The organism is Burkholderia sp. Ac-20365 (assembly GCF_017104715.1).
Taxonomy (GTDB): Bacteria; Pseudomonadota; Gammaproteobacteria; order Burkholderiales; family Burkholderiaceae; genus Paraburkholderia.
Genome location: NZ_JAAGPI010000002.1, coordinates 333,774 through 352,125 on the forward strand (window position 1 = coordinate 333,774; position 18,352 = coordinate 352,125).

Annotated in this window: 19 protein-coding genes; 13 read left to right on the forward strand and 6 right to left on the reverse strand. The window is 63.4% G+C overall.

Going from position 1 to position 18,352, the window contains the following annotated elements:
* Positions 1-91 precede the first annotated feature (91 nt).
* Entirely contained in the window at positions 92-346 is a 255-nt protein-coding gene (locus tag G3O01_RS04810) for an accessory factor UbiK family protein (RefSeq protein ID WP_007577719.1), read from the reverse strand.
* A gap of 414 nt (positions 347-760) precedes the next feature.
* Between G3O01_RS04810 and G3O01_RS04815 the strand changes: the two genes are divergently transcribed.
* The 7 genes from G3O01_RS04815 to ptsP all read left to right on the forward strand — a co-directional run bounded on the left by G3O01_RS04815 (position 761) and on the right by ptsP (position 9,081).
* Positions 761-1,099 (forward strand): P-II family nitrogen regulator, encoded by a 339-nt coding sequence (locus tag G3O01_RS04815; protein ID WP_006048089.1) that lies wholly within the window; start codon positions 761-763, stop codon positions 1,097-1,099.
* A gap of 26 nt (positions 1,100-1,125) precedes the next feature.
* Positions 1,126-2,631 carry an ammonium transporter gene (locus G3O01_RS04820; RefSeq protein ID WP_205803391.1) on the forward strand — a complete coding sequence of 502 codons (1,506 nt, stop codon included), beginning with the start codon at positions 1,126-1,128 and terminating at the stop codon, positions 2,629-2,631.
* Between the two features lie 955 nt (positions 2,632-3,586).
* Complete coding sequence (gene gshA / locus G3O01_RS04825) at positions 3,587-4,876, forward strand: glutamate--cysteine ligase (protein WP_205803392.1); 1,290 nt, start codon at positions 3,587-3,589, stop codon at positions 4,874-4,876.
* A gap of 182 nt (positions 4,877-5,058) precedes the next feature.
* Positions 5,059-6,015, forward strand: coding sequence for a glutathione synthase (gene gshB / locus G3O01_RS04830; RefSeq protein ID WP_205803393.1), 957 nt, complete (start codon positions 5,059-5,061; stop codon positions 6,013-6,015).
* Positions 6,016-6,264: 249 nt separating this feature from the next.
* Positions 6,265-6,774, forward strand: coding sequence for a PTS sugar transporter subunit IIB (locus tag G3O01_RS04835; RefSeq protein ID WP_205803394.1), 510 nt, complete (start codon positions 6,265-6,267; stop codon positions 6,772-6,774).
* A gap of 63 nt (positions 6,775-6,837) precedes the next feature.
* Complete coding sequence (locus G3O01_RS04840; RefSeq protein ID WP_109479355.1) at positions 6,838-7,107, forward strand: HPr family phosphocarrier protein; 270 nt, start codon at positions 6,838-6,840, stop codon at positions 7,105-7,107.
* A gap of 228 nt (positions 7,108-7,335) precedes the next feature.
* The gene (gene ptsP / locus G3O01_RS04845) at positions 7,336-9,081 is read left to right on the forward strand and encodes a phosphoenolpyruvate--protein phosphotransferase (protein ID WP_205803395.1); all 1,746 of its coding nucleotides are present in this window, start codon (positions 7,336-7,338) and stop codon (positions 9,079-9,081) included.
* A gap of 43 nt (positions 9,082-9,124) precedes the next feature.
* On the opposite strand, the gene moeB is transcribed toward ptsP, so the two are convergent.
* The 3 genes from moeB to gpmA all read right to left on the reverse strand — a co-directional run bounded on the left by moeB (position 9,125) and on the right by gpmA (position 12,772).
* Positions 9,125-9,883, reverse strand: coding sequence for a molybdopterin-synthase adenylyltransferase MoeB (gene moeB / locus G3O01_RS04850; RefSeq protein ID WP_205803396.1), 759 nt, complete (start codon positions 9,881-9,883; stop codon positions 9,125-9,127).
* Between the two features lie 137 nt (positions 9,884-10,020).
* A complete protein-coding gene (locus tag G3O01_RS04855; RefSeq protein ID WP_205803397.1) occupies positions 10,021-11,613 on the reverse strand; it encodes a S41 family peptidase in 1,593 nt (530 codons plus the stop codon).
* A gap of 412 nt (positions 11,614-12,025) precedes the next feature.
* A complete protein-coding gene (gpmA, locus tag G3O01_RS04860; RefSeq protein ID WP_205803398.1) occupies positions 12,026-12,772 on the reverse strand; it encodes a 2,3-diphosphoglycerate-dependent phosphoglycerate mutase in 747 nt (248 codons plus the stop codon).
* Between the two features lie 149 nt (positions 12,773-12,921).
* On the opposite strand from gpmA, the gene G3O01_RS04865 reads away from it, so the two are divergent.
* From G3O01_RS04865 to G3O01_RS04885, 5 genes are all read left to right on the forward strand, one after another.
* Complete coding sequence (locus tag G3O01_RS04865) at positions 12,922-13,347, forward strand: rhodanese-like domain-containing protein (protein ID WP_205803399.1); 426 nt, start codon at positions 12,922-12,924, stop codon at positions 13,345-13,347.
* Positions 13,347-13,610 carry a glutaredoxin 3 gene (grxC, locus tag G3O01_RS04870; RefSeq protein ID WP_205803400.1) on the forward strand — a complete coding sequence of 88 codons (264 nt, stop codon included), beginning with the start codon at positions 13,347-13,349 and terminating at the stop codon, positions 13,608-13,610. Before G3O01_RS04865 ends, grxC begins: the two co-directional genes overlap by 1 nt.
* A 179-nt stretch (positions 13,611-13,789) precedes the next feature.
* The gene (secB, locus tag G3O01_RS04875; protein ID WP_205803401.1) at positions 13,790-14,260 is read left to right on the forward strand and encodes a protein-export chaperone SecB; all 471 of its coding nucleotides are present in this window, start codon (positions 13,790-13,792) and stop codon (positions 14,258-14,260) included.
* Positions 14,261-14,281: 21 nt separating this feature from the next.
* Positions 14,282-15,280, forward strand: a complete 999-nt coding sequence (locus G3O01_RS04880; RefSeq protein ID WP_205803402.1) for an NAD(P)H-dependent glycerol-3-phosphate dehydrogenase — start codon at positions 14,282-14,284, stop codon at positions 15,278-15,280.
* Between the two features lie 156 nt (positions 15,281-15,436).
* Positions 15,437-15,988: an O-acetyl-ADP-ribose deacetylase gene (locus tag G3O01_RS04885; protein WP_205803403.1), complete on the forward strand. Its 552-nt coding sequence runs from the start codon at positions 15,437-15,439 to the stop codon at positions 15,986-15,988.
* On the opposite strand, the gene trmL is transcribed toward G3O01_RS04885, so the two are convergent.
* On the reverse strand, positions 15,961-16,431 hold the full coding sequence (trmL, locus tag G3O01_RS04890; RefSeq protein ID WP_205803404.1) for a tRNA (uridine(34)/cytosine(34)/5-carboxymethylaminomethyluridine(34)-2'-O)-methyltransferase TrmL: 471 nt from the start codon (positions 16,429-16,431) through the stop codon (positions 15,961-15,963). The two genes, G3O01_RS04885 and trmL, sit on opposite strands and share 28 nt — an antisense overlap.
* A gap of 18 nt (positions 16,432-16,449) precedes the next feature.
* A complete protein-coding gene (locus tag G3O01_RS04895) occupies positions 16,450-17,106 on the reverse strand; it encodes a ComF family protein (protein ID WP_241023658.1) in 657 nt (218 codons plus the stop codon).
* Positions 17,107-17,339: 233 nt separating this feature from the next.
* Between G3O01_RS04895 and G3O01_RS04900 the strand changes: the two genes are divergently transcribed.
* Positions 17,340-18,308, forward strand: coding sequence for a methyltransferase domain-containing protein (locus G3O01_RS04900; protein ID WP_205803706.1), 969 nt, complete (start codon positions 17,340-17,342; stop codon positions 18,306-18,308).
* Positions 18,309-18,352 lie beyond the last annotated feature (44 nt).

Sequence of the window (18,352 nt, forward strand, 5' to 3'; positions counted from 1 at the left end):
CCGTCCGACGCGCCCGCGGGGCGCGTTCACCTTAAAGCGCTGTTGACGTCACGGGCCGCTTGCCTGTGATGTGCAGATCAGACGAGGATGCTCAGGACGACTGGCTGACGGGCAGCTTCTGTTCGAGTTCGGCGACGCGCCGCTCCAGCTCCTCGAGCCGCGCGCGGGTGCGCACGAGCACCTGCGTCTGCGTGTCGAATTCTTCGCGCGTCACCAGATCGAGCTTCGAAAAGCCCTGCGACAGCATTGCGCGCACGTTGCGTTCGACATCTTTGGCCGGCGAGTTTTTGAACAGCTCTGAAACCTTGGCCTGAAAGTCATTGAAGACGTCGTTTGGTTGTTTCATTTCAATCCCCTTATTGCACAAAAAATGTGCATGCGATGTTACGCGCGTGCCTCGTAACACTGAATGATCGTTTCTGGTGCATGGTCATAGAGCGCCCGTTGAAGCATGGGCGCCTTTGGTGCGCACGCCTGTGGTCCAAGCCTGCAAACACTCTAGCAACGATCCCGGTAGCGCGCCAGCGAACCCGGCCCGAACTGGCCATCCGGACAAGAAAACGCGCAAACCCTTGTGGCACAAGCGAGTGCGGCAGTCTGCCACAAACATGGCATGGACGTTGCTGTTACTGCCCCGCGCACCGGCGGGACGCCGTCTGGAGATGCGCCATTGCTAGCGGGTTCGGGGGAGTTGCCGAAAGCAGGGCGCAAGGCAAATGCAAGTCACGCAAACGGGTTGAGTCACTACAGCGAGGATTTCATGAAACTCATTACCGCAATCATCAAGCCTTTCAAGCTCGATGAGGCGCGCGAAGCCCTGTCGGCGATCGGCGTCTCGGGGATCACGGTGACAGAAGTAAAAGGGTTTGGTCGTCAGAAGGGCCACACGGAGTTGTATCGGGGAGCCGAGTACGTCGTCGACTTTCTGCCGAAAGTGAAGATCGAGGCCGCGGTGTCGGACGACATCGTCGACCAGGCGATCGAAGCTCTCGAGCGCGCGGCACGTACGGGCAAGATCGGCGACGGCAAGATCTTCGTCACGCCGATCGAACAGGTGATTCGGATTCGCACCGGCGAGACCGGCGCGGACGCACTGTAAAAAACAGCGACAAGAGGAAACTGAAGATGCGTAAATTATTGATGTCCCTGCTGATGGCAGGCTCGCTGCTGACGGTCGGCATCGGCGCTGCCGTCGCGGACGACGCTTCGGCCCCCGCCGCGGCTTCCGCCCCGGACACGACGGCGAGCGCGCCGGCTTCGTCGGACGCAGCGGCTGCACCTGCTGCAAGCGCACCGGCTGCAGATGCTTCGGCAGCTCCTGCCGCCAGCGCACCTGCTGACGCATCGGCGGCTGCTGCCGCTTCGGACGCAGCACCTGCTGCGCCGACCGCACCGTTCTCGGTCGATTCGTCGAAAATCAGCTCGGGCGACACCGCCTGGATGCTGACCTCGACGGCCCTCGTGCTGTTCATGACGATTCCTGGTCTCGCGCTCTTCTACGCCGGCATGGTCCGCAAGAAGAACGTGCTCGCCACGGTCATGCAAAGCTTCGCGATCACCTGTCTCGTGACGGTGATCTGGACGGTGGTCGGCTACAGCCTCGCGTTCACGCCGGGCGGCTCGTTCCTGGGTGGCTTCTCGCGTGTGATGCTGCACGGCATGGCCTTCATCAAGGGCGACAAGGCGACCACGCTGACGGTCAGCCACCTCGCGCCGACCATCCCGGAATCGGTCTACTTCGTGTATCAGATGACGTTCGCGATCATCACGCCGGCGCTGATCACGGGTGCATTCGCAGACCGTATGAAGTTCTCGGCGATGCTCGTGTTCATGACGCTGTGGTCGATCATCGTCTACTCGCCGATCGCTCACATGGTGTGGGAACCGACGGGCTGGCTGGCTAGCGCAGGCATTCTCGACTTCGCGGGCGGCACGGTGGTGCACATCAACGCCGGTATCGCAGGTCTGGTCTGCTGCCTGGTGCTCGGCAAGCGCGTCGGCTACGGCAAGGACGTGATGGCGCCGCACAATCTCGTGCTGACGATGATCGGCGGCTCGATGCTGTGGGTGGGCTGGTTCGGCTTCAACGCGGGTTCGGCTGTGGCGGCTGACGGCCGTGCCGGTTTCGCGATGCTGACGACGCAGGTTGCAACGGCTATCGCTGCACTCGGCTGGATGTTTGCTGAATGGATTGCGAAGGGCAAGCCGTCGGTGCTCGGTATCGTGTCGGGTGCTGTGGCAGGTCTGGTCGCCATTACGCCGGCTTCGGGCTTCGTCGGTGTCGGCGGCGCGCTGGCTATCGGCCTGATCGCAGGCGTGGTCTGCTTCTGGTCGGCAACGTGGCTCAAGCACAAGATGGGTTACGACGACTCGCTCGACGCGTTCGGCGTGCACTGCATCGGCGGTATCGTGGGCGCAATCCTGACGGGCGTGTTTGCCGTCAAGGACATAGGCGGCGCGGACGGCAGCGTTCTGCTCCAGTTGAAGGGCGTCGTGACGACCCTCGTGTACAGCGGCGTGATCAGCTTCATCCTGCTGAAGATCATCGACGCAACCATCGGCCTGCGCGTGACGGAAGAGGAAGAGCGCGAAGGTCTGGACGTGATCCTGCATGGCGAACACGTCGAGTAAGGAATTTCCCCGGAGACGGGGTCTCGAAAGGTACTAGCGCAGCGACTTTGGCCCGCCTTTATGGCGGGCTTTTTTCTGGGTTTTTGCTGTTGTTTTTGCTTTTGCTGCGCTGGCATCCGCGATTTGCCTTCGTGCTTCACGCGTCGCCCCTGTGCGGGGCGGCACCTACTTTTCTTTGCCGCGGCAAAGAAAAGTAGGCAAAAGAAAGCCGCTGAACACCGCCAACACTTGTTCCTGCCTGAGGGCCCCCAACGGGTCCTCTCCTTCACACGACAACTTCTCAGTCAGCTCCCGTTGCGTGCGCCTTGAATCGGCGCCTCACCCGCTTCACACTCCCGCGTCGCCACATGCGCGATCAAATCGCCCACGTTCTATAGCGGCAAACTGTGTGTAGGCTGTCGCGGCGTATGCGCTTTACTCCGGACTGAAAAACACGATCGGTGTCGTAGGAGCGGCGTGGTGTGAGGCACTACGCCCTACACACAGTTTGCCACCTGGGCGGCAGTGACCATTCGCTGCCGCTAGCTGTACTACGGGTGATTGAAGTGGGTGAGGCGTTGATTCGAAGCGCGGGCAACGGGAGCTGACTGAGAAGTTGTCGTGTGAAGGAGAGGACCCGTTGGGGGCCCTCAGGCGGTGGTCAGGAGCGGGTGGTGTTGGCCCGCTTTCTTTGCTTACTTTCTTTGCGGCGGCAAAGAAAGTAAGTGCCGCCCCGCACAGGGGCGACGCCTGAAGCACCAGTAACAAAACGCGGATGCCAGCGAAAGCCCATAAAAAACCACCCCCAGCGTCGCAGACAACCACCCCGGTCATCTTGTCTCACAAACAGCAGATTTTCCGGCTATCGTTCCTATAGGGAGAATGCATCCACCCATAACTTGCGAACGGAGAAAGCGTCCCCAAATGGGCAAAGCATTTGCTCTACAATCTTTTTTCTCCAGCTTGCGAGTGATCAATGGTTCCGCATTTAGTTACGGCGTTAAACGGCCCGCTGCTCGACCTCGAGCGGAAGATCCTCGACGCCACACCTGCAATCGAACGCTGGTTCCGCCTCGAATGGCAGGAGCACACGCCGCCGTTCTATTGCTCGGTGGACCTGCGTAACGCCGGTTTCAAGCTCGCGCCCGTCGATACGAATCTGTTCCCCGGCGCGTTCAACAACCTGCCGCAGGAAACGCTGCCGCTCGCCGTGCAGGCGGCGATGGCGTCGATCGAGAAGATCTGCCCGGACGCGAAGAACCTGCTCGTGATTCCCGAGCGTCACACCCGCAATGCGTTTTACCTGGAGAACGTCGCGCGCCTTGCGACGATCATGCGTCAGGCCGGCCTGAACGTGCGCTTCGGCACGCTCGATGAAAGCATCGTCGGCCCCGTGACAATTGCGCTGTCGGACGGCCAGAAGATCGTGCTGGAGCCGCTGGAGCGCTCGGCGCGCCGCATCGGGCTGAAGAATTTCGATCCGTGCTCGATCCTGCTGAATAACGATCTGTCGGGCGGCATTCCGCCTATTCTCGAAAATCTGCACGAGCAGTACGTGCTGCCGCCGCTGCATGCCGGTTGGGCCGTGCGCCGCAAGTCGACGCACTTCTCGTGCTATGACGACGTCGCGAAGAAGTTCGCGAAGATGGTCGAAATCGATCCGTGGATGATCAACCCGTATTTCGCGCATGTCGAAGGCGTGGATTTCGAAGCGCGCACGGGCGAGGAAGCGCTCTCCGATGCGATCGACGGCGTGTTGAAGAAGATCGCCAAGAAGTATCGCGAGTACGGCATTTCGGAGCGGCCGTATGTCGTCATCAAGTCGGATGCGGGCACGTACGGCATGGGCGTGATGACGGTGCACGACGCGTCGGAAGTGGCTGCGCTCACCAAGCGCGAACGCACGCGGATGTCGACCACGAAGGAAGGCCTCGACGTGCACGACATGATCGTGCAGGAAGGCGTCTACACGTTCGAGCGCATCGGTGAGGAAGTGGCCGAGCCTGTCGTGTACATGATCGACCGGTATGTGGTGGGCGGTTTCTATCGCGTGCACGGCAGCCGCGAGCGCGATCAGAACCTGAACGCGCCCGGCATGCACTTCGTGCCGCTCGGCTTCGAGCACACCGCGCTGCCGGATGCGCACGCGAAGCCCGGTGCTGCGCCGCCGAACCGCTTCTACATGTACGGCGTGGTCGGGCGGCTGGGGCTGCTGGCGGCGTCGGTGGAACTGGAGAAGACCGACCCCGAGGCGATTCAGGTCTGATCCGGCTCGAAGGCAGCGGGCACGCCGCAAGCACGTGGCGCCCGGTCGCGGTAGGCTGACGCTCCCGCCGCCCCGAACGCGGCAGCATCCCGCAACATCTGCAGGCCGATGCGTCCTTCCGGCGCGTCCGCCTTACGCTATAACGAACAATGTGTGGCCCGCGAGGGCGCCCCAGGAAATCCATGGACATTCTCTTCATCGCCGACCCGCTTTCCCGCTTCAAGATCTACAAGGACTCGACCTACGCGATGATGGCCGAGGCCGCGAAGCGCGGTCACACGCTGTACGCATGCGAGCCGCAGCATCTGGCGTGGACGGGCAGCGGCGTCGAGGCGAACGTGTACCGCTTCGAGATCGTCGGCGATCAGTCGGACGGGCATCGCGACGTATGGTACGAGGCGCAGCCTGTCGAGCCGCGAGCGCTGCCGGGCTTCGGCGCCGTGCTGATGCGCAAGGATCCGCCGTTCGACATGGAATACGTGACGTCGACGTGGCTGCTGGAGTTGGCCGAGCGCGCGGGCGCGCGCATCTTCAACAAGCCGCAGGCGATCCGCGATCACTCGGAAAAGATGGCGATCGGCGAGTTTCCGCAGTTCGTCGCGCCGACGCTCGTCACGCGCGATCCGGCGCGGCTGCGCGCGTTCCACGCCGAGCATGGCGACGTGATCCTCAAGCCGCTCGACGGCATGGGCGGCATGGGCGTGTTCCGCGTGAAGGCGGACGGCATGAATCTGGGTTCGATCGTCGAGATGCTGAGCCACGACGGCGCGCGCTCGGTGATGGCGCAGAAGTTCATCCCCGAGATCAAGACGGGCGACAAGCGCATTCTGCTGATCGGCGGCGAGCCGGTGCCGTATTCGCTCGCACGTATTCCGCAGGGCAATGAGGTGCGCGGCAATCTGGCGGCAGGCGGCCTCGGTGTCGCGCAGCCGCTGACGGCGCGCGATCGCGAAATCGCCGAAACGCTCGGGCCCGTGCTGAAGGCGCGTGGGTTGCTGCTGGTCGGGCTGGACGCAATCGGCGACTGGCTGACGGAAGTGAACGTCACGAGCCCGACGTGCTTCCGCGAGATCATGGATCAGACGGGCTTCGATGTGGCGGCGATGTTCATCGACGCGCTAGAGAAGGCTGTCGGTTGAAGCGGCGCTCGTGCGCCGCCATGTTTGCTATGGATTCGCGCTGTCCGCCCGCCAAGGCGAGAAAAGGCGGATAGCGCGAAAATGAGGCTGATACAATGCCCGCTCCCCTGAAAAAAGCCCGTGAGGGCGATTGTGATCCGGCCCCTTGGCGGCCCGATCCCAGGCGAGTTCGATGGTCTGCTGCCTTGCGCGCCCGCGCACCAGAAGCATGGCCGCGATTTTCGGGCGTTTTTCTGCAGCAAGGCTGACATGGCAGGCATTCTGATCATTGCGCACGCTCCCTTCGCCTCCGCGCTTCGCGAGTGCGTTTCTCATATTTACGGCGGCTTGCCCGCCCGCATCGGCGTCATCGACGTGTCGGCGGATTGCGATCCCGCCCAGGTCGTCGCGTTCGCGCATGCGGAGATCGACAGGCTGAAGGAAGAAAACGGTGCGCTGGTGCTGACGGACATGTACGGCGCGACACCGGCGAACATCGCGGGGCGCCTCGCGTCGATTCCCGATGTGCGCGTGCTCGCAGGCGTCAATCTGCCGATGCTCGTGCGCGCCGTCTGTTACCGCGCCACGCCACTCGACGTGCTCGTCGACAAGGCGCTGGCGGGTGCGAGCAAGGGCATCCAGGCGGTCGGGCCGGCGACGCCCGCGGCGGCCAGCGCGGACGCGGACGGCTGTTTTCCAGCATCGCCGTCGACGGACAAGGCGCCTCTCGAGACCTGTAAAGCGGGCGCGGAGACTGTCTGCAACCGCAGCGGCGCATAAGCGTCGCGCCACGAATTTTCGTTTTACCTCGATAACATCAACACCAGCGTATCGGACCAACACATGCTGCAACAGGAAACGACTATCGTGAACAAGCTGGGGCTGCACGCACGCGCGTCAGCCAAACTCACGCAACTCGCCGCCAACTTTCAGTCGGAGATATGGATGAGCCGCAATGGCCGGCGCATCAACGCGAAGAGCATCATGGGCGTGATGATGCTGGCAGCGGGCATCGGCAGTACGGTGGTGATCGAAACGGAAGGCGCCGACGAAAAAGATGCGATGGATGCACTGCTCAAACTGATCGCCGACAAATTCGGCGAAGGACAATAAAAAAGCCGCTGGTGCATTCGTTCTGGATAGAAGACGCCGCGCGATGTCGCGGCGTTTTCTTTTGAGCTGCCGGATTCGCGCGTCCGTCCAGCTTTCCACGGCCTTGCAATGCTGCGCTGCACAGCACCCGCATCGCACCGTTAGGCGGTACGGAATTTATAATCACCGTCGGGGTCTGAGAGCACTGCAGCGGTTTGCCGCGGCATCACACAACTAGAGGAGGTGCGCGTGTCGTTCACGCTGCATGGAATTCCCGTGTCACGCGGTATCGCCATCGGGCGGGCATATCTGATCGCCCCGGCTGCACTGGACGTCGACCACTATCTGATCGAGCCCACCCAGATCGAGGGCGAGGTGGAGCGTTTTCGCGCGGCGCAGGCGGTCGTGCATCAGGAGCTCGACGAATTGCGCGCCGATCTCTCGGCAGACGCGCCCAGCGAGATGGGCGCCTTCATCGACGTCCACACCATGATCCTGAACGACGCAATGCTCGTTCAGGAAACCATCGACCTCATCCGCACGCGCCGCTACAACGTCGAATGGGCGCTGACGGAACAGCTCGAACGCCTCACACGTCACTTCGATGAAGTCGAAGACGAGTATCTGCGCGAGCGTAAAGCCGATATCGAACAGGTGGTCGAGCGCGTGCTGAAGGCGCTCGCGGGCGCATCAGGTGCGCTCGTCAATGGCGTGCATGGTCGTTGCGACGAGATGATCGTGGTCGCGCACGACATCGCGCCCGCCGACATGATGCAGTTCAAGGGCCAAACCTTCCAGGGCTTCGTCACGGATCTCGGCGGCCGCACGTCGCATACGGCGATCGTCGCGCGCAGTCTCGGCATTCCCGCGACAGTCGGCGTGCAACACGCGAGCGCGCTGATTCGCCAGGATGATCTGATCATCGTCGACGGCGATCATGGCATTGTGATCGTCGATCCGGCGCCTATCGTCCTCGAAGAGTATTCATACCGGCAAAGCGAGAAGGCGCTGGAAGCACGCAAGCTGCAGCGCCTGAAGTTCTCGCCCACGCAAACGGTGTGCGGCACACGCATCGACCTGTGCGCGAACATCGAGCTGCCTGAGGATGCACAAGCTGCGCTCGATGCGGGCGCGACGGGCATCGGCCTGTTCCGTACTGAGTTCCTGTTCATGAATCAGAAGGACGGGATGCCGGAAGAGGAAGAGCAGTTCGCCGCGTACAGGCGCGCTGTCGAGCTGATGAACGGCATGCCCGTGACGATCCGCACGATCGACGTCGGCGCGGACAAGCCGCTCGATTCACTCGGTGGCGACGAGTTCGAGACGGCGCCCAACCCGGCGCTGGGTCTGCGCGCGATCCGCTGGAGCCTGTCCGAGCCGCATATGTTCCTCACGCAGTTGCGCGCGATTCTGCGCGCGTCGGCGTTCGGTTCGGTGAAGATCCTGATTCCGATGCTCGCGCATGCGCGCGAAATCGACCAGACGCTCGATCTGATCCAGGAAGCCAAGCGTCAACTCGACGATGCGGGCCTTTCGTACGATCCGAACGTGCGCGTCGGCGCGATGATCGAGATTCCGGCTGCGGCGATTGCTTTGCCGCTGTTCCTGAAGCGCCTCGATTTCCTGTCGATCGGCACGAACGATCTGATCCAGTACACGCTGGCTATCGACCGCGCGGATAACGCGGTCGCGCATCTGTACGATCCGCTGCATCCCGCGGTGCTGCATCTGATCGCGTTCACGCTGCGCGAAGCGAAGCGCGCGGGCGTGCCGGTGTCGATCTGCGGGGAAATGGCGGGCGATCCGACGCTCACGCGTTTGCTGCTCGGCATGGGGCTGACGGAGTTCTCGATGCATCCGAGCCAGTTGCTGCTCGTGAAGCAGGAGATCCTGCGCTCGCATCTGAAGACGCTGGAAAAGCCGGTCGCCGATGTGCTCGCGGCGTTCGAGCCGGAAGAAGTGCAGTCGGCGCTGGATCGCGTTTCTCAGGCTTGAGATCGAGGCGCCCGATCGGGCGCCTGTGCAGTTACCTCAGCAATTACGAACGATGCCGCTCGCCGCACACCGGGCAATCCGGCTGTCGCGCGATGCGCATCGTATTCCACTCCATCCGCAGCGAATCGAGCATCATCAGGCGGCCCACCAGCGGCTCGCCGATGCCTGCGATCACCCGCAGTGCTTCCGCCGCCTGCATCGCGCCGATGATGCCAACCGTCGGCGCGAACACGCCCATGGTCGAGCACGCGACTTCCTCGAACGGCTGGTCTTCCGGAAACACGCACGCATAGCACGGCGAGTCTTCGCTGCGGAAATCGAATGTGCTGATCTGGCCATCGAAACGCAGCGCCGCGCCTGACACGAGCGGCACGCCGTGCTTCACGCACGCGCGGTTGATCGCGTGACGTGTCGCGAAGTTGTCGGTGCAGTCGAGCACGACGGTCGCTTGCGGCACGTTGCCGTCGAGCCATGCATCGTCGACACGATCGGCCACGGCGTTCACGATCACCTCAGGGTTCAGTTGCGCGATTGCGTCGCGACCCGACTCGACCTTCAAACGCCCAACCGACTTCGTCACATGCAGAATCTGACGCTGCAGATTGGTGAGATCGACGGTATCGGCATCGACGAGCGTCAGCTTGCCGACGCCCGCCGCCGCAAGATACATCGCAGCCGGCGAGCCAAGACCACCCGCGCCGACAACGATCGCATGCGCGTCGAGAAAGCGTTGCTGAGCCTCGATGCCGAGTTCATCGACGAGGATGTGGCGGGAATAGCGCAGGAGTTGATCGTCGTTCATGGCGGGGCGCGGCGTGTGTCGTTGGTGTCGCGCTGGCAGGAGAGGGAAGCGGCGCGAGCTTCTCGTTATTCTAATCGCGCGGAGCAAAGTGTCTTCGCGGCGCGATGGCCGCGAAGACACTGGGGTAGATCAAACGCTTACTTGGCAGGCGCTGCCGGCTGGGAAGCAGGCTGCGTTGCAGAAGCCGGCACCGCAGGGTTCGACGCCGTCGGCGTGGCCGGCAGCGCGGGCTTCACGGCGACAGGCGCCGAAGCCGATTGCGCCGGCTTGTTCTGCGCGAGACGGCGCTCCATCAGCGACTTCGATTCCTGAACCGGCTTGCCTTCGAGCTTGTTCAGACCTTGTTGCAGCATGAAGTCGTCGGCAGAACCGAATTCGACCGGCTTGCGATCGCGATCCTTCTGCTTCTGTTCCGGCGTCTTCTTGTCGTTCTGCTCTTCGAGCAGACGCAACTGGTCCATACGCTCCTGTTCGCGCTGTTCCTGTTCCTTCTTCTCGTTCGGGTCTTGCGTGTTCGCAAGGTGATTCGAGTAGTCGACTTCGCGCGTGACGAGTGCGTCGTCCGGATCACCGTCCGCGTATTGATCCACCGCGACGTCAGGACGGATGCCCTTGTTCTGGATAGAACGGCCGCTCGGCGTGTAGTAGTACGCCGTGGTCAGACGCAGCGCCGAATCCGCTGTCATGGGACGCACGGTCTGCACCGAGCCCTTGCCGAACGTCGTCTTGCCGACGATCAGGGCGCGGTGCTGATCCTGCAGCGCGCCCGCGACGATCTCCGATGCCGACGCGGAGTACGCGTTGGTCAGCACGATCATCGGCACGGTCTTGAAGATCGGCGGCAGGTTCTTCAGCGGATCGCTGTCGAAGGACGGCAGGCGATAGTTGTCATAGGTGTCGCGATAGACCTGCTTCGAGTCCGGAATCTGGCCGTTGGTCGACACGACCACGGAATCCGGCGGCAGGAACGCGCCCGCGACGCCGACCGCGCTCTGCAGCAGACCGCCGCCGTTGTTGCGCAGATCGAGGATCAGGCCCTTCAGGTTCGGCTGCTGGCGTGCGATGTCCTGCAGCTTGGCTGCGAGGTCCGGCACCGTGCGTTCCTGGAAGCTCGTGATTCGCACATAGGCATATCCCGGTGCGAGCACCTTCGCCTTCACACTCTGGACCTTGATGATCGCGCGCGTAACGGTGAGCGGGAACGTGCGGTCGTCGGTCTTGCGGAAGATGGTCAGCGTGACCTTCGTGCCCGGCTCGCCGCGCATCTGCTTGACGGCTTTATCGAGCGTCATGCCGCGCACGGGCTTGTCGTTGATGCGGGTGATCAGGTCGCCCGGACGGATGCCGGCGCGAAACGCGGGCGTGTCTTCGATCGGCGAGATGACCTTGATGAGGCCGTCTTCCTGCGAAATTTCGATACCGAGGCCCGCGAAGCGGCCCTTGGTCTGCTCCTGCAGTTCTTCGTAATCGGTCTTGTCGAGATACGACGAGTGCGGATCGAGGCTCGACACCATGCCCTTGATCGCGGCCGTCAGCAGCTTCTTGTCGTCGACGGGCTCTACATACTCATGCTTGATTTGCCCGAAGACTTCGGCGAAGAGCCGCAACTGGTCGAGCGGCAGGGGCGCGGAAGCAGGTTGCTGGGCCGAGGCGCTCAGTTGCAGGGTAGCAAAAACGCCGGTAGCCAGGCCCGCGGCGATAAGGCCGATATTTTTCAGGTTCTTTCGCATAGAGTGTGTTGCGGTCGGAAGCGCGTGGCAGCGTCAAAGGAAAAAGGACGGACAAGTATAACGTGACGCTTGCACGGCCTGTACGTGTGGGTAATCGGTTTCGACAGCGCTCGCGCCGCGAGGTTCTTAGGATCGCTGCCGTTCTGTGCGGCGACTGTGCGCTGGCGGACGCCCGCCAGGCCAAAAAACGCCGTTCTATATGGGATCAATCGCCGATACCGTTGCGTGCGCATCGGTCTGGCCGGGCGGCGCGTTGGCGTCGCCGGGATGCGTCCGGTCATCCCGCAACGATACGGGATGACACGAACATGGCGCATACATGGCGACGCCGTCAGGCACGCGCGCCGGCCATGTGAAGCGCGATGACCCGCAGCGGCAGCGCGGCGGGTCACGATCATGGGCGTGGCCGTGATCAGCCTGCCTTGCCCTGCTTCGCGACAGCGGCCTGCGCCTTCGCGATCGCTTCCTGATCGCCGAGGTAGTAATGCTTGATCGGCTTCAGGTCTTCGTCGAGTTCATAGACGAGGGGCACGCCATTCGGGATGTTCAGTCCGACGATGTCGCTGTCGGAGATGTTGTCCAGATACTTGACCAGCGCGCGGATCGAATTGCCGTGTGCGGCGATCAGCACCTTGCGGCCCGACTTGATCGCGGGTGCGATCGACTCGTTCCAGATGGGCATCACGCGCGCGACGGTGTCCTTCAGGCATTCCGTCAGCGGCAGCTGTTCGCGCGGCACCTTCGCGTAACGCGGGTCGTTATACGCGGTGCGGTCGTCGGTCGGCTCCAGTGCGGGCGGCGGCGTGTCGTAGCTGCGGCGCCAGACCAGCACCTGCTCGTCGCCGAACCTGGCGGCCGTCTCGGCCTTGTTCAGGCCCGACAGCGCGCCGTAGTGGCGTTCGTTGAGGCGCCACGAGTGGACCACGGGCAGGTACATCAGGTCCATCTTGTCCTGCACGTGCCACAGCGTGCGGATCGCGCGCTTGAGCACCGATGTGTACGCGATGTCGAACGTGTAGCCCGACTCCTTGAGCAGCGTGCCTGCCTGCTGCGCTTCGAGGTTGCCCTGTTCGGTCAGGTCGACGTCGACCCAGCCGGTGAAGCGGTTTTCCTTGTTCCACGTCGATTCGCCGTGGCGGATGAGAACGAGTTTGTACATATCGTGCCGGTCGGTAGTGAGGAAGCGGTAATCGGGGCGGCACCGCAGCCAGGCTGGCGGTCGCCATCGCGTCAGACGGTTATTTTATAATGGTCGGATTGCCCTTTCCGATTTATCCGATTTCTTCCCTTTTTTCCGGCGGATCTTCCGTGAAGTTTTTCACCGATTACACCAACCTTGTTCTGATCGCAGTCGCCCTCATCTCCGGGGCGTTGCTCCTGTGGCCGTCGATTTCCCGGCGCGGACGCGGCGGCCTCTCGGCGGCTGCCGCCACCCAGCTGATCAATCGGCGCAACGCTGTCGTCATCGACCTGCGTTCCGCGGCGGAATACGCCGGCGGACACCTGCCGTCAGCCCGTCAGGTCGAATTTGGCGAGTTGCAAGCGAAAGTCGCCCAACTCGTGAAAAATAAGAGCAACCCGGTGCTGCTCGTCTGCCAGAACGGGCAGCAGTCGAACAAGGCGGCACGTATTGTGCGCGACGCAGGCTATGCGGAAGTGCACGTGCTGGAAGGCGGCGTCAACGCCTGGCAGCAGGCGGGCATGCCCGTCGTCAAACAAGGAGTTGCGAAGTAATGAACAAGGTAATCATGTACAGCACGCAGGTGTGCCCGTATTGCCAGATGGCCGAACGTCTACTAAAGTCGCGCGGCGTCGACCACATCGAAAAGGTGCTGATCGACAAAGACCCGGCACGCCGTCAGGAAATGATGACGCGTACGGGCCGCCGCACGGTGCCGCAGGTGTATATCGGCGACACGCATGTCGGCGGTTATGACGATCTGTCGGCGCTCGATCGCGCGGGCGGTCTGACGCCGTTGCTGGAAGCCGCTGCCTGAGTTCGGGCTGAGGCTTTGCCCGGGCGTTGTGCCGTCTGTCATGGCGCCGCGGAGCAGCGAAACAACAAGGCCGGGTTCGCACCGGCCAGCGGGACGCTCCCCAAAAGGGGCGTCCCGCGGCACATCAAGAGATCTGGCGGCATCCGTCCGCCGCAACGAAATTTAGGGAGTAGAGACTCATGTCCGACGAGAACAACCAGCCGTTCTTCAATATCCAGCGCATCTACCTGAAGGACATGTCGCTCGAGCAGCCGAACTCGCCGGCTATTTTCCTCGAGCAGGAAATGCCGTCGGTCGAAGTCGAAGTCGACGTGAAGGCCGAGCGCCTCGCGGACACGGTGTTCGAAATTCTCGTCACGGGCACCGTGACGGCCAAGGTCACCGACAAGGTCGCCTTCCTGATCGAAGCGAAGCAAGCGGGCATTTTCGACATCCGCAACATCCCGGCTGAGCAGATCGATCCACTCGTCGGCATTGCTTGCCCGACCATCCTGTTCCCGTATCTGCGCTCGAACATCGCCGACGCGATCACCCGCGCAGGCTTCCCGCCCATCCACCTCGCAGAAATCAACTTCCAGGCGCTGTACGAGCAACGCCTCGCGCAGATCGCCAGCCAGGAAACGGGCGCGGGCAGCGCCGCTCATCACTGACGCACGCAGGCGGTGCCGGGTATGAAGGTCGCCGTTCTCGGCGCCGGTGCATGGGGCACCGCACTCGCCGGCCATCTGGCCGCGCGTCACGATACGGTGCTGTGGGCGCGCGATGCCGCGCTCATCGCCGAACTCTCCACGTCGCATGAAAACGCCCGCTATCTGGCGGGCGTTGCCTTGCCGTCTGCGCTTCGCTTCGAAGCGGATCTCGACGTCGCGCTGAACCACGCGCTAGCCGACGACGCGCTGTGCGTCGTCGCGACGCCCGTCGCCGGCTTGCGCGCGATGCTGCGCACGATGCGCGACATGGGCCGCGTGCCGGCGCATATCGTGTGGCTCTGCAAGGGCTTCGAGGCGGACACGCAACTGCTGCCGAATCAGGTCGTCGCGCAAGAGTTGAGCGGGCATGCGAGCAATGGCACGCTGTCGGGCCCAAGCTTCGCGCGCGAAGTGGGGCAAGGTCTGCCGGTCGCGTTGACGGTGGCGAGTGCGTCGGCGGCGTGCCGTGAGCGCACGGTCGCGGCGTTCCATCACGGCGCGATGCGCATCTATAGCGGCGATGACGTGGTCGGCGTCGAAGTGGGAGGCGCGGTGAAGAACGTGCTCGCGATCGCCACGGGCATCGCCGATGGTCTCGGGCTCGGGCTGAATGCCCGCGCGGCGCTGATCACGCGCGGGCTCGCCGAAATGTCGCGCTTAGGCGCGGCGCTGGGCGGCCGGGCGGAAACGTTCACGGGGCTCACGGGTCTCGGCGATCTGATCCTGACCGCGACGGGCGATCTGTCGCGCAATCGCACGGTGGGCATGCAGCTGGCAACGGGCCGCTCGCTGGAAGATATTCTCAACGCGCTAGGCCATGTGGCCGAGGGCGTGCGCTGTGCGCGCGGCGTGCTGGCGATCGCGCAATCGCATGGCATCGAAATGCCGATCACCGAGGCCGTCTGCGACGTGCTGTTCAATGGCGTCGCGCCGCGCGATGCCGTCAGTGCGCTGCTGCGCCGTGACGCCAAGGCTGAATAAGAGCCGTCTGTAGCAAGCGGGCCATCGTGGCCCGCTTCTTATCTCAGCAAATTCCTTGAAGGTCTTTTACGCAGCCGGTAATGGCTAACGCCGAACGGCACGCGTCTGTTGCTGTCCATCTCCTATCGTTGCCGTGTCGGATCTGGAGGTTTTCTCATGCTCACCATTGGCCATTGCACGCTCGAGGCACGCGTCGTCGACATCACGACGCTCGACGTCGACGCGATCGTCAACGCGGCGAACACGTCATTGCTAGGCGGCGGTGGCGTGGACGGCGCGATTCATCGCGCGGCCGGACCGGATTTGCTGCGCGAATGCGAGACGCTGGGCGGCTGCGTGACAGGCGACGCGAAGATCACCGGCGGTCACCGGCTGAAGGCGCGCCACGTGATTCATGCCGTCGGCCCTGTGTGGCACGGCGGCGAGCGTGGCGAGACGGAATTGCTGGCGTCGTGCTATCGGCGCTCATTGGAACTCGCACGTGACGCGAAGGCGAAGAACATCGCGTTCCCCGCGATCAGCTGCGGTGTCTACCGTTTCCCCGCCGATGACGCCGTGCGCGTCGCCATCCAGACCGTCATCGACACGCTGCACTCAACGCCATCCATCGAACAGGTGATCTTCGCGTGCTTCGACGAAGCGATGCACGCGCGCTACCAGGCCGAACTCGAACGACGCCTTCAGGCGCCGCCTTCGAAGCCCGCCTGACGCCACGCTTCGAACACGACCACGGCGACGGTATTCGACAGATTCAGGCTGCGATTGCCGGGGCGCATCGGTAGACGCACGCGCTGTTCGGGCGGGAAGCGGTTCAACACGTCATCCGGCAGGCCGCGCGTTTCGGCGCCGAACACGAACCAGTCGCCGGGCTGAAACGCGTGCGAGTGGAACGGGCTGGAACCGCGCGTCGTGAACGCGAACATGCGCGAGAAATCGGGCGTTTCGGTTTCGATCAGCGCGTCCCAGTTGCGATGCACGCGCATCTGCGCGTACTCGTGATAGTCGAGGCCGGCGCGGCGCATTCTGGCGTCGTCGAGCGGGAAGCCGAGCGGCTCGACCAGATGCAGGCGCGCGCCCGTGTTCGCGCACAGGCGGATCACGTTGCCGGTATTCGGCGGAATTTCGGGTTCGACGAGAACGACGTTGAACATATGCGGATGAGTCAAAAACTAGTTTTTCGGCGTGCGTAGCGCGACGAGATTCGTCACGCGCCGCGCGCCGGCTGCCTTCAGCGTGCGGGCGAGGGCGTCGAGCGTGGCGCCCGTCGTCATCACGTCGTCGACGACGGCCACGTGCAAACCCTGCACCCGCCTTGCCACTTCAAAAGCGCGGCCGACATTCTGCCTGCGCGCATCGAGATCGAGCTTCGATTGCGGCGCCGTGTCGATCACGCGCCGCACGAGCGTTGCGTCGCTGCGAACCCCGAGCGCTTTCGCGCAGGGCCGCGCGATCTCCCATGCCTGGTTGTAGCCGCGTCCGGCCAGCCGCTGCGCCGAAAGTGGTACGGGCGCGACGACATCCGGACGATCATGCTCGTCGAGCACATCCAGCGCAGCCCAGGCAAGCCGCCGCGCGAACTCGTGCGCGAGCGCGAGCCGGGCGCGGAACTTGAGGCCGACGGCTAGCGCGTCCAGCGGCGCGCGGTAGTCGGCAAGCGCCACGGTCGCGTCGAACGCGGGCGGCGCGGTGAGACAGTCGCCGCACCGGTATTGCATCGCGCCAGCCCGCCGGAAGCCGCTCAACGGCACCGCACAGACGGCGCAGCGCAGCCGGGCTTCGTTCCACCACGCCTCGTCGCAAAAGCCGCACAGCGTTCGATGCGACATATTGCCGCACAAGGCGCATGGATTCGGCAACGCGAAGCGCGCGAGGGCCGGAAGCGCCGGGACGGCGCGTTGCGCGACCCTGACAAACCGTTCGCGAAGCACTCTCCGGGAAAAGGTGACGCGCGGCCAACAAATAGCCCAATTCGGCATATCGACACGCCTCCAAAGGCCGCTGACGCTGAAGGGACGGAATCGAGCGAGTATACTTCGCACTCCCCGTCCGTACGACTCGAATAACCGTGTCTCCCACCGAAACTGGCCGTCCGGCCTATGATTCGCGCCGTCTCCAGAAGATTTTCGACCGCCGGGCAGCGTCGTTCGACGACGTCGCGTTTCTGCCGCGCGAAATCGCGCAACGCATGCGCGAACGGCTCGACTACATCAAGATCAACCCGTCTCAGGTACTGGACGCCGGCTGTGGCGCGGGCGACGACCTGCCTTCGCTGCGCGAGCGCTTCCCCGAGGCGCCCGTGTTCGGCACCGATGTGTCGCGCGGGATGCTCGCGCGCGCCGTCCAGCATGATGCCGCCGATACCAGCTGGCGGCGTTTTCTGCCTGCCTCGCTCGGCAAGGCGCTGGGCTCGCGCGGTCCGCGCTTCGCTCAGGCCGATTTCTCGGCTTTGCCTTTTGCATCGGGTGCATTCGAGTTCATCTGGTCGAATCTGGCGCTGCACTGGCACTCGCGGCCCGACCTCGTTTTCCCGGAATGGCAGCGCGTACTGAAGGTCAACGGCCTGCTGATGTTCAGCACGCTCGGGCCTGACACGCTGAAAGAACTGCGCGGTGCGTACGCAGAGATCGAAGTCGCGCACGGCGTCAATACGCACAAACATGTAATCGACTTCGTAGACATGCACGATCTGGGCGATATGCTTGTCGAAAGTGGCTTCGAGATCCCCGTGATGGACCAGGAAACGTTGACCATCACGTACAAGTCGCCCGAATCGCTGCTCGCCGATGTGCGCCGCTGGGGCGCCTATCCGTTCGGGCGCGAGGCATCACCGGGCGTGGTGGGTTCGCGGCGCATGCACAAGGCGCTGCTGGCCGCGCTGGAAGCGCGCCGGAGCGCCGACGGCACGATCCCGCTGACCTTCGAGGTGATCTACGGACATGCGTGGAAAGCGGTGCCGAGAATGACCCCGGAAGGGCACGGAATCGTACGGATCGAGGACATTGGAAGGGGACGGCAGGGTAATCGTTGAGGCGGAAAAGAGGGCATCCGTTATGCCCGAAATTAGCGCCTCAA

Coding starts and splice junctions, on each gene's coding strand:
- G3O01_RS04895 (WP_241023658.1), bottom strand. CDS start 17,106: ATGTCGCATCGAACGCTGTGCGGCTTTTGCGACGAGGCGTGGTGGAAC.
- G3O01_RS04810 (WP_007577719.1), bottom strand. CDS start 346: ATGAAACAACCAAACGACGTCTTCAATGACTTTCAGGCCAAGGTTTCA.
- G3O01_RS04840 (WP_109479355.1), top strand. CDS start 6,838: ATGCTGCAACAGGAAACGACTATCGTGAACAAGCTGGGGCTGCACGCA.
- trmL (WP_205803404.1), bottom strand. CDS start 16,431: ATGTTCAACGTCGTTCTCGTCGAACCCGAAATTCCGCCGAATACCGGC.
- G3O01_RS04835 (WP_205803394.1), top strand. CDS start 6,265: ATGGCAGGCATTCTGATCATTGCGCACGCTCCCTTCGCCTCCGCGCTT.
- grxC (WP_205803400.1), top strand. CDS start 13,347: ATGAACAAGGTAATCATGTACAGCACGCAGGTGTGCCCGTATTGCCAG.
- moeB (WP_205803396.1), bottom strand. CDS start 9,883: ATGAACGACGATCAACTCCTGCGCTATTCCCGCCACATCCTCGTCGAT.
- G3O01_RS04855 (WP_205803397.1), bottom strand. CDS start 11,613: ATGCGAAAGAACCTGAAAAATATCGGCCTTATCGCCGCGGGCCTGGCT.
- G3O01_RS04820 (WP_205803391.1), top strand. CDS start 1,126: ATGCGTAAATTATTGATGTCCCTGCTGATGGCAGGCTCGCTGCTGACG.
- gpmA (WP_205803398.1), bottom strand. CDS start 12,772: ATGTACAAACTCGTTCTCATCCGCCACGGCGAATCGACGTGGAACAAG.
- G3O01_RS04880 (WP_205803402.1), top strand. CDS start 14,282: ATGAAGGTCGCCGTTCTCGGCGCCGGTGCATGGGGCACCGCACTCGCC.
- secB (WP_205803401.1), top strand. CDS start 13,790: ATGTCCGACGAGAACAACCAGCCGTTCTTCAATATCCAGCGCATCTAC.
- G3O01_RS04885 (WP_205803403.1), top strand. CDS start 15,437: ATGCTCACCATTGGCCATTGCACGCTCGAGGCACGCGTCGTCGACATC.
- gshB (WP_205803393.1), top strand. CDS start 5,059: ATGGACATTCTCTTCATCGCCGACCCGCTTTCCCGCTTCAAGATCTAC.
- G3O01_RS04815 (WP_006048089.1), top strand. CDS start 761: ATGAAACTCATTACCGCAATCATCAAGCCTTTCAAGCTCGATGAGGCG.
- gshA (WP_205803392.1), top strand. CDS start 3,587: ATGGTTCCGCATTTAGTTACGGCGTTAAACGGCCCGCTGCTCGACCTC.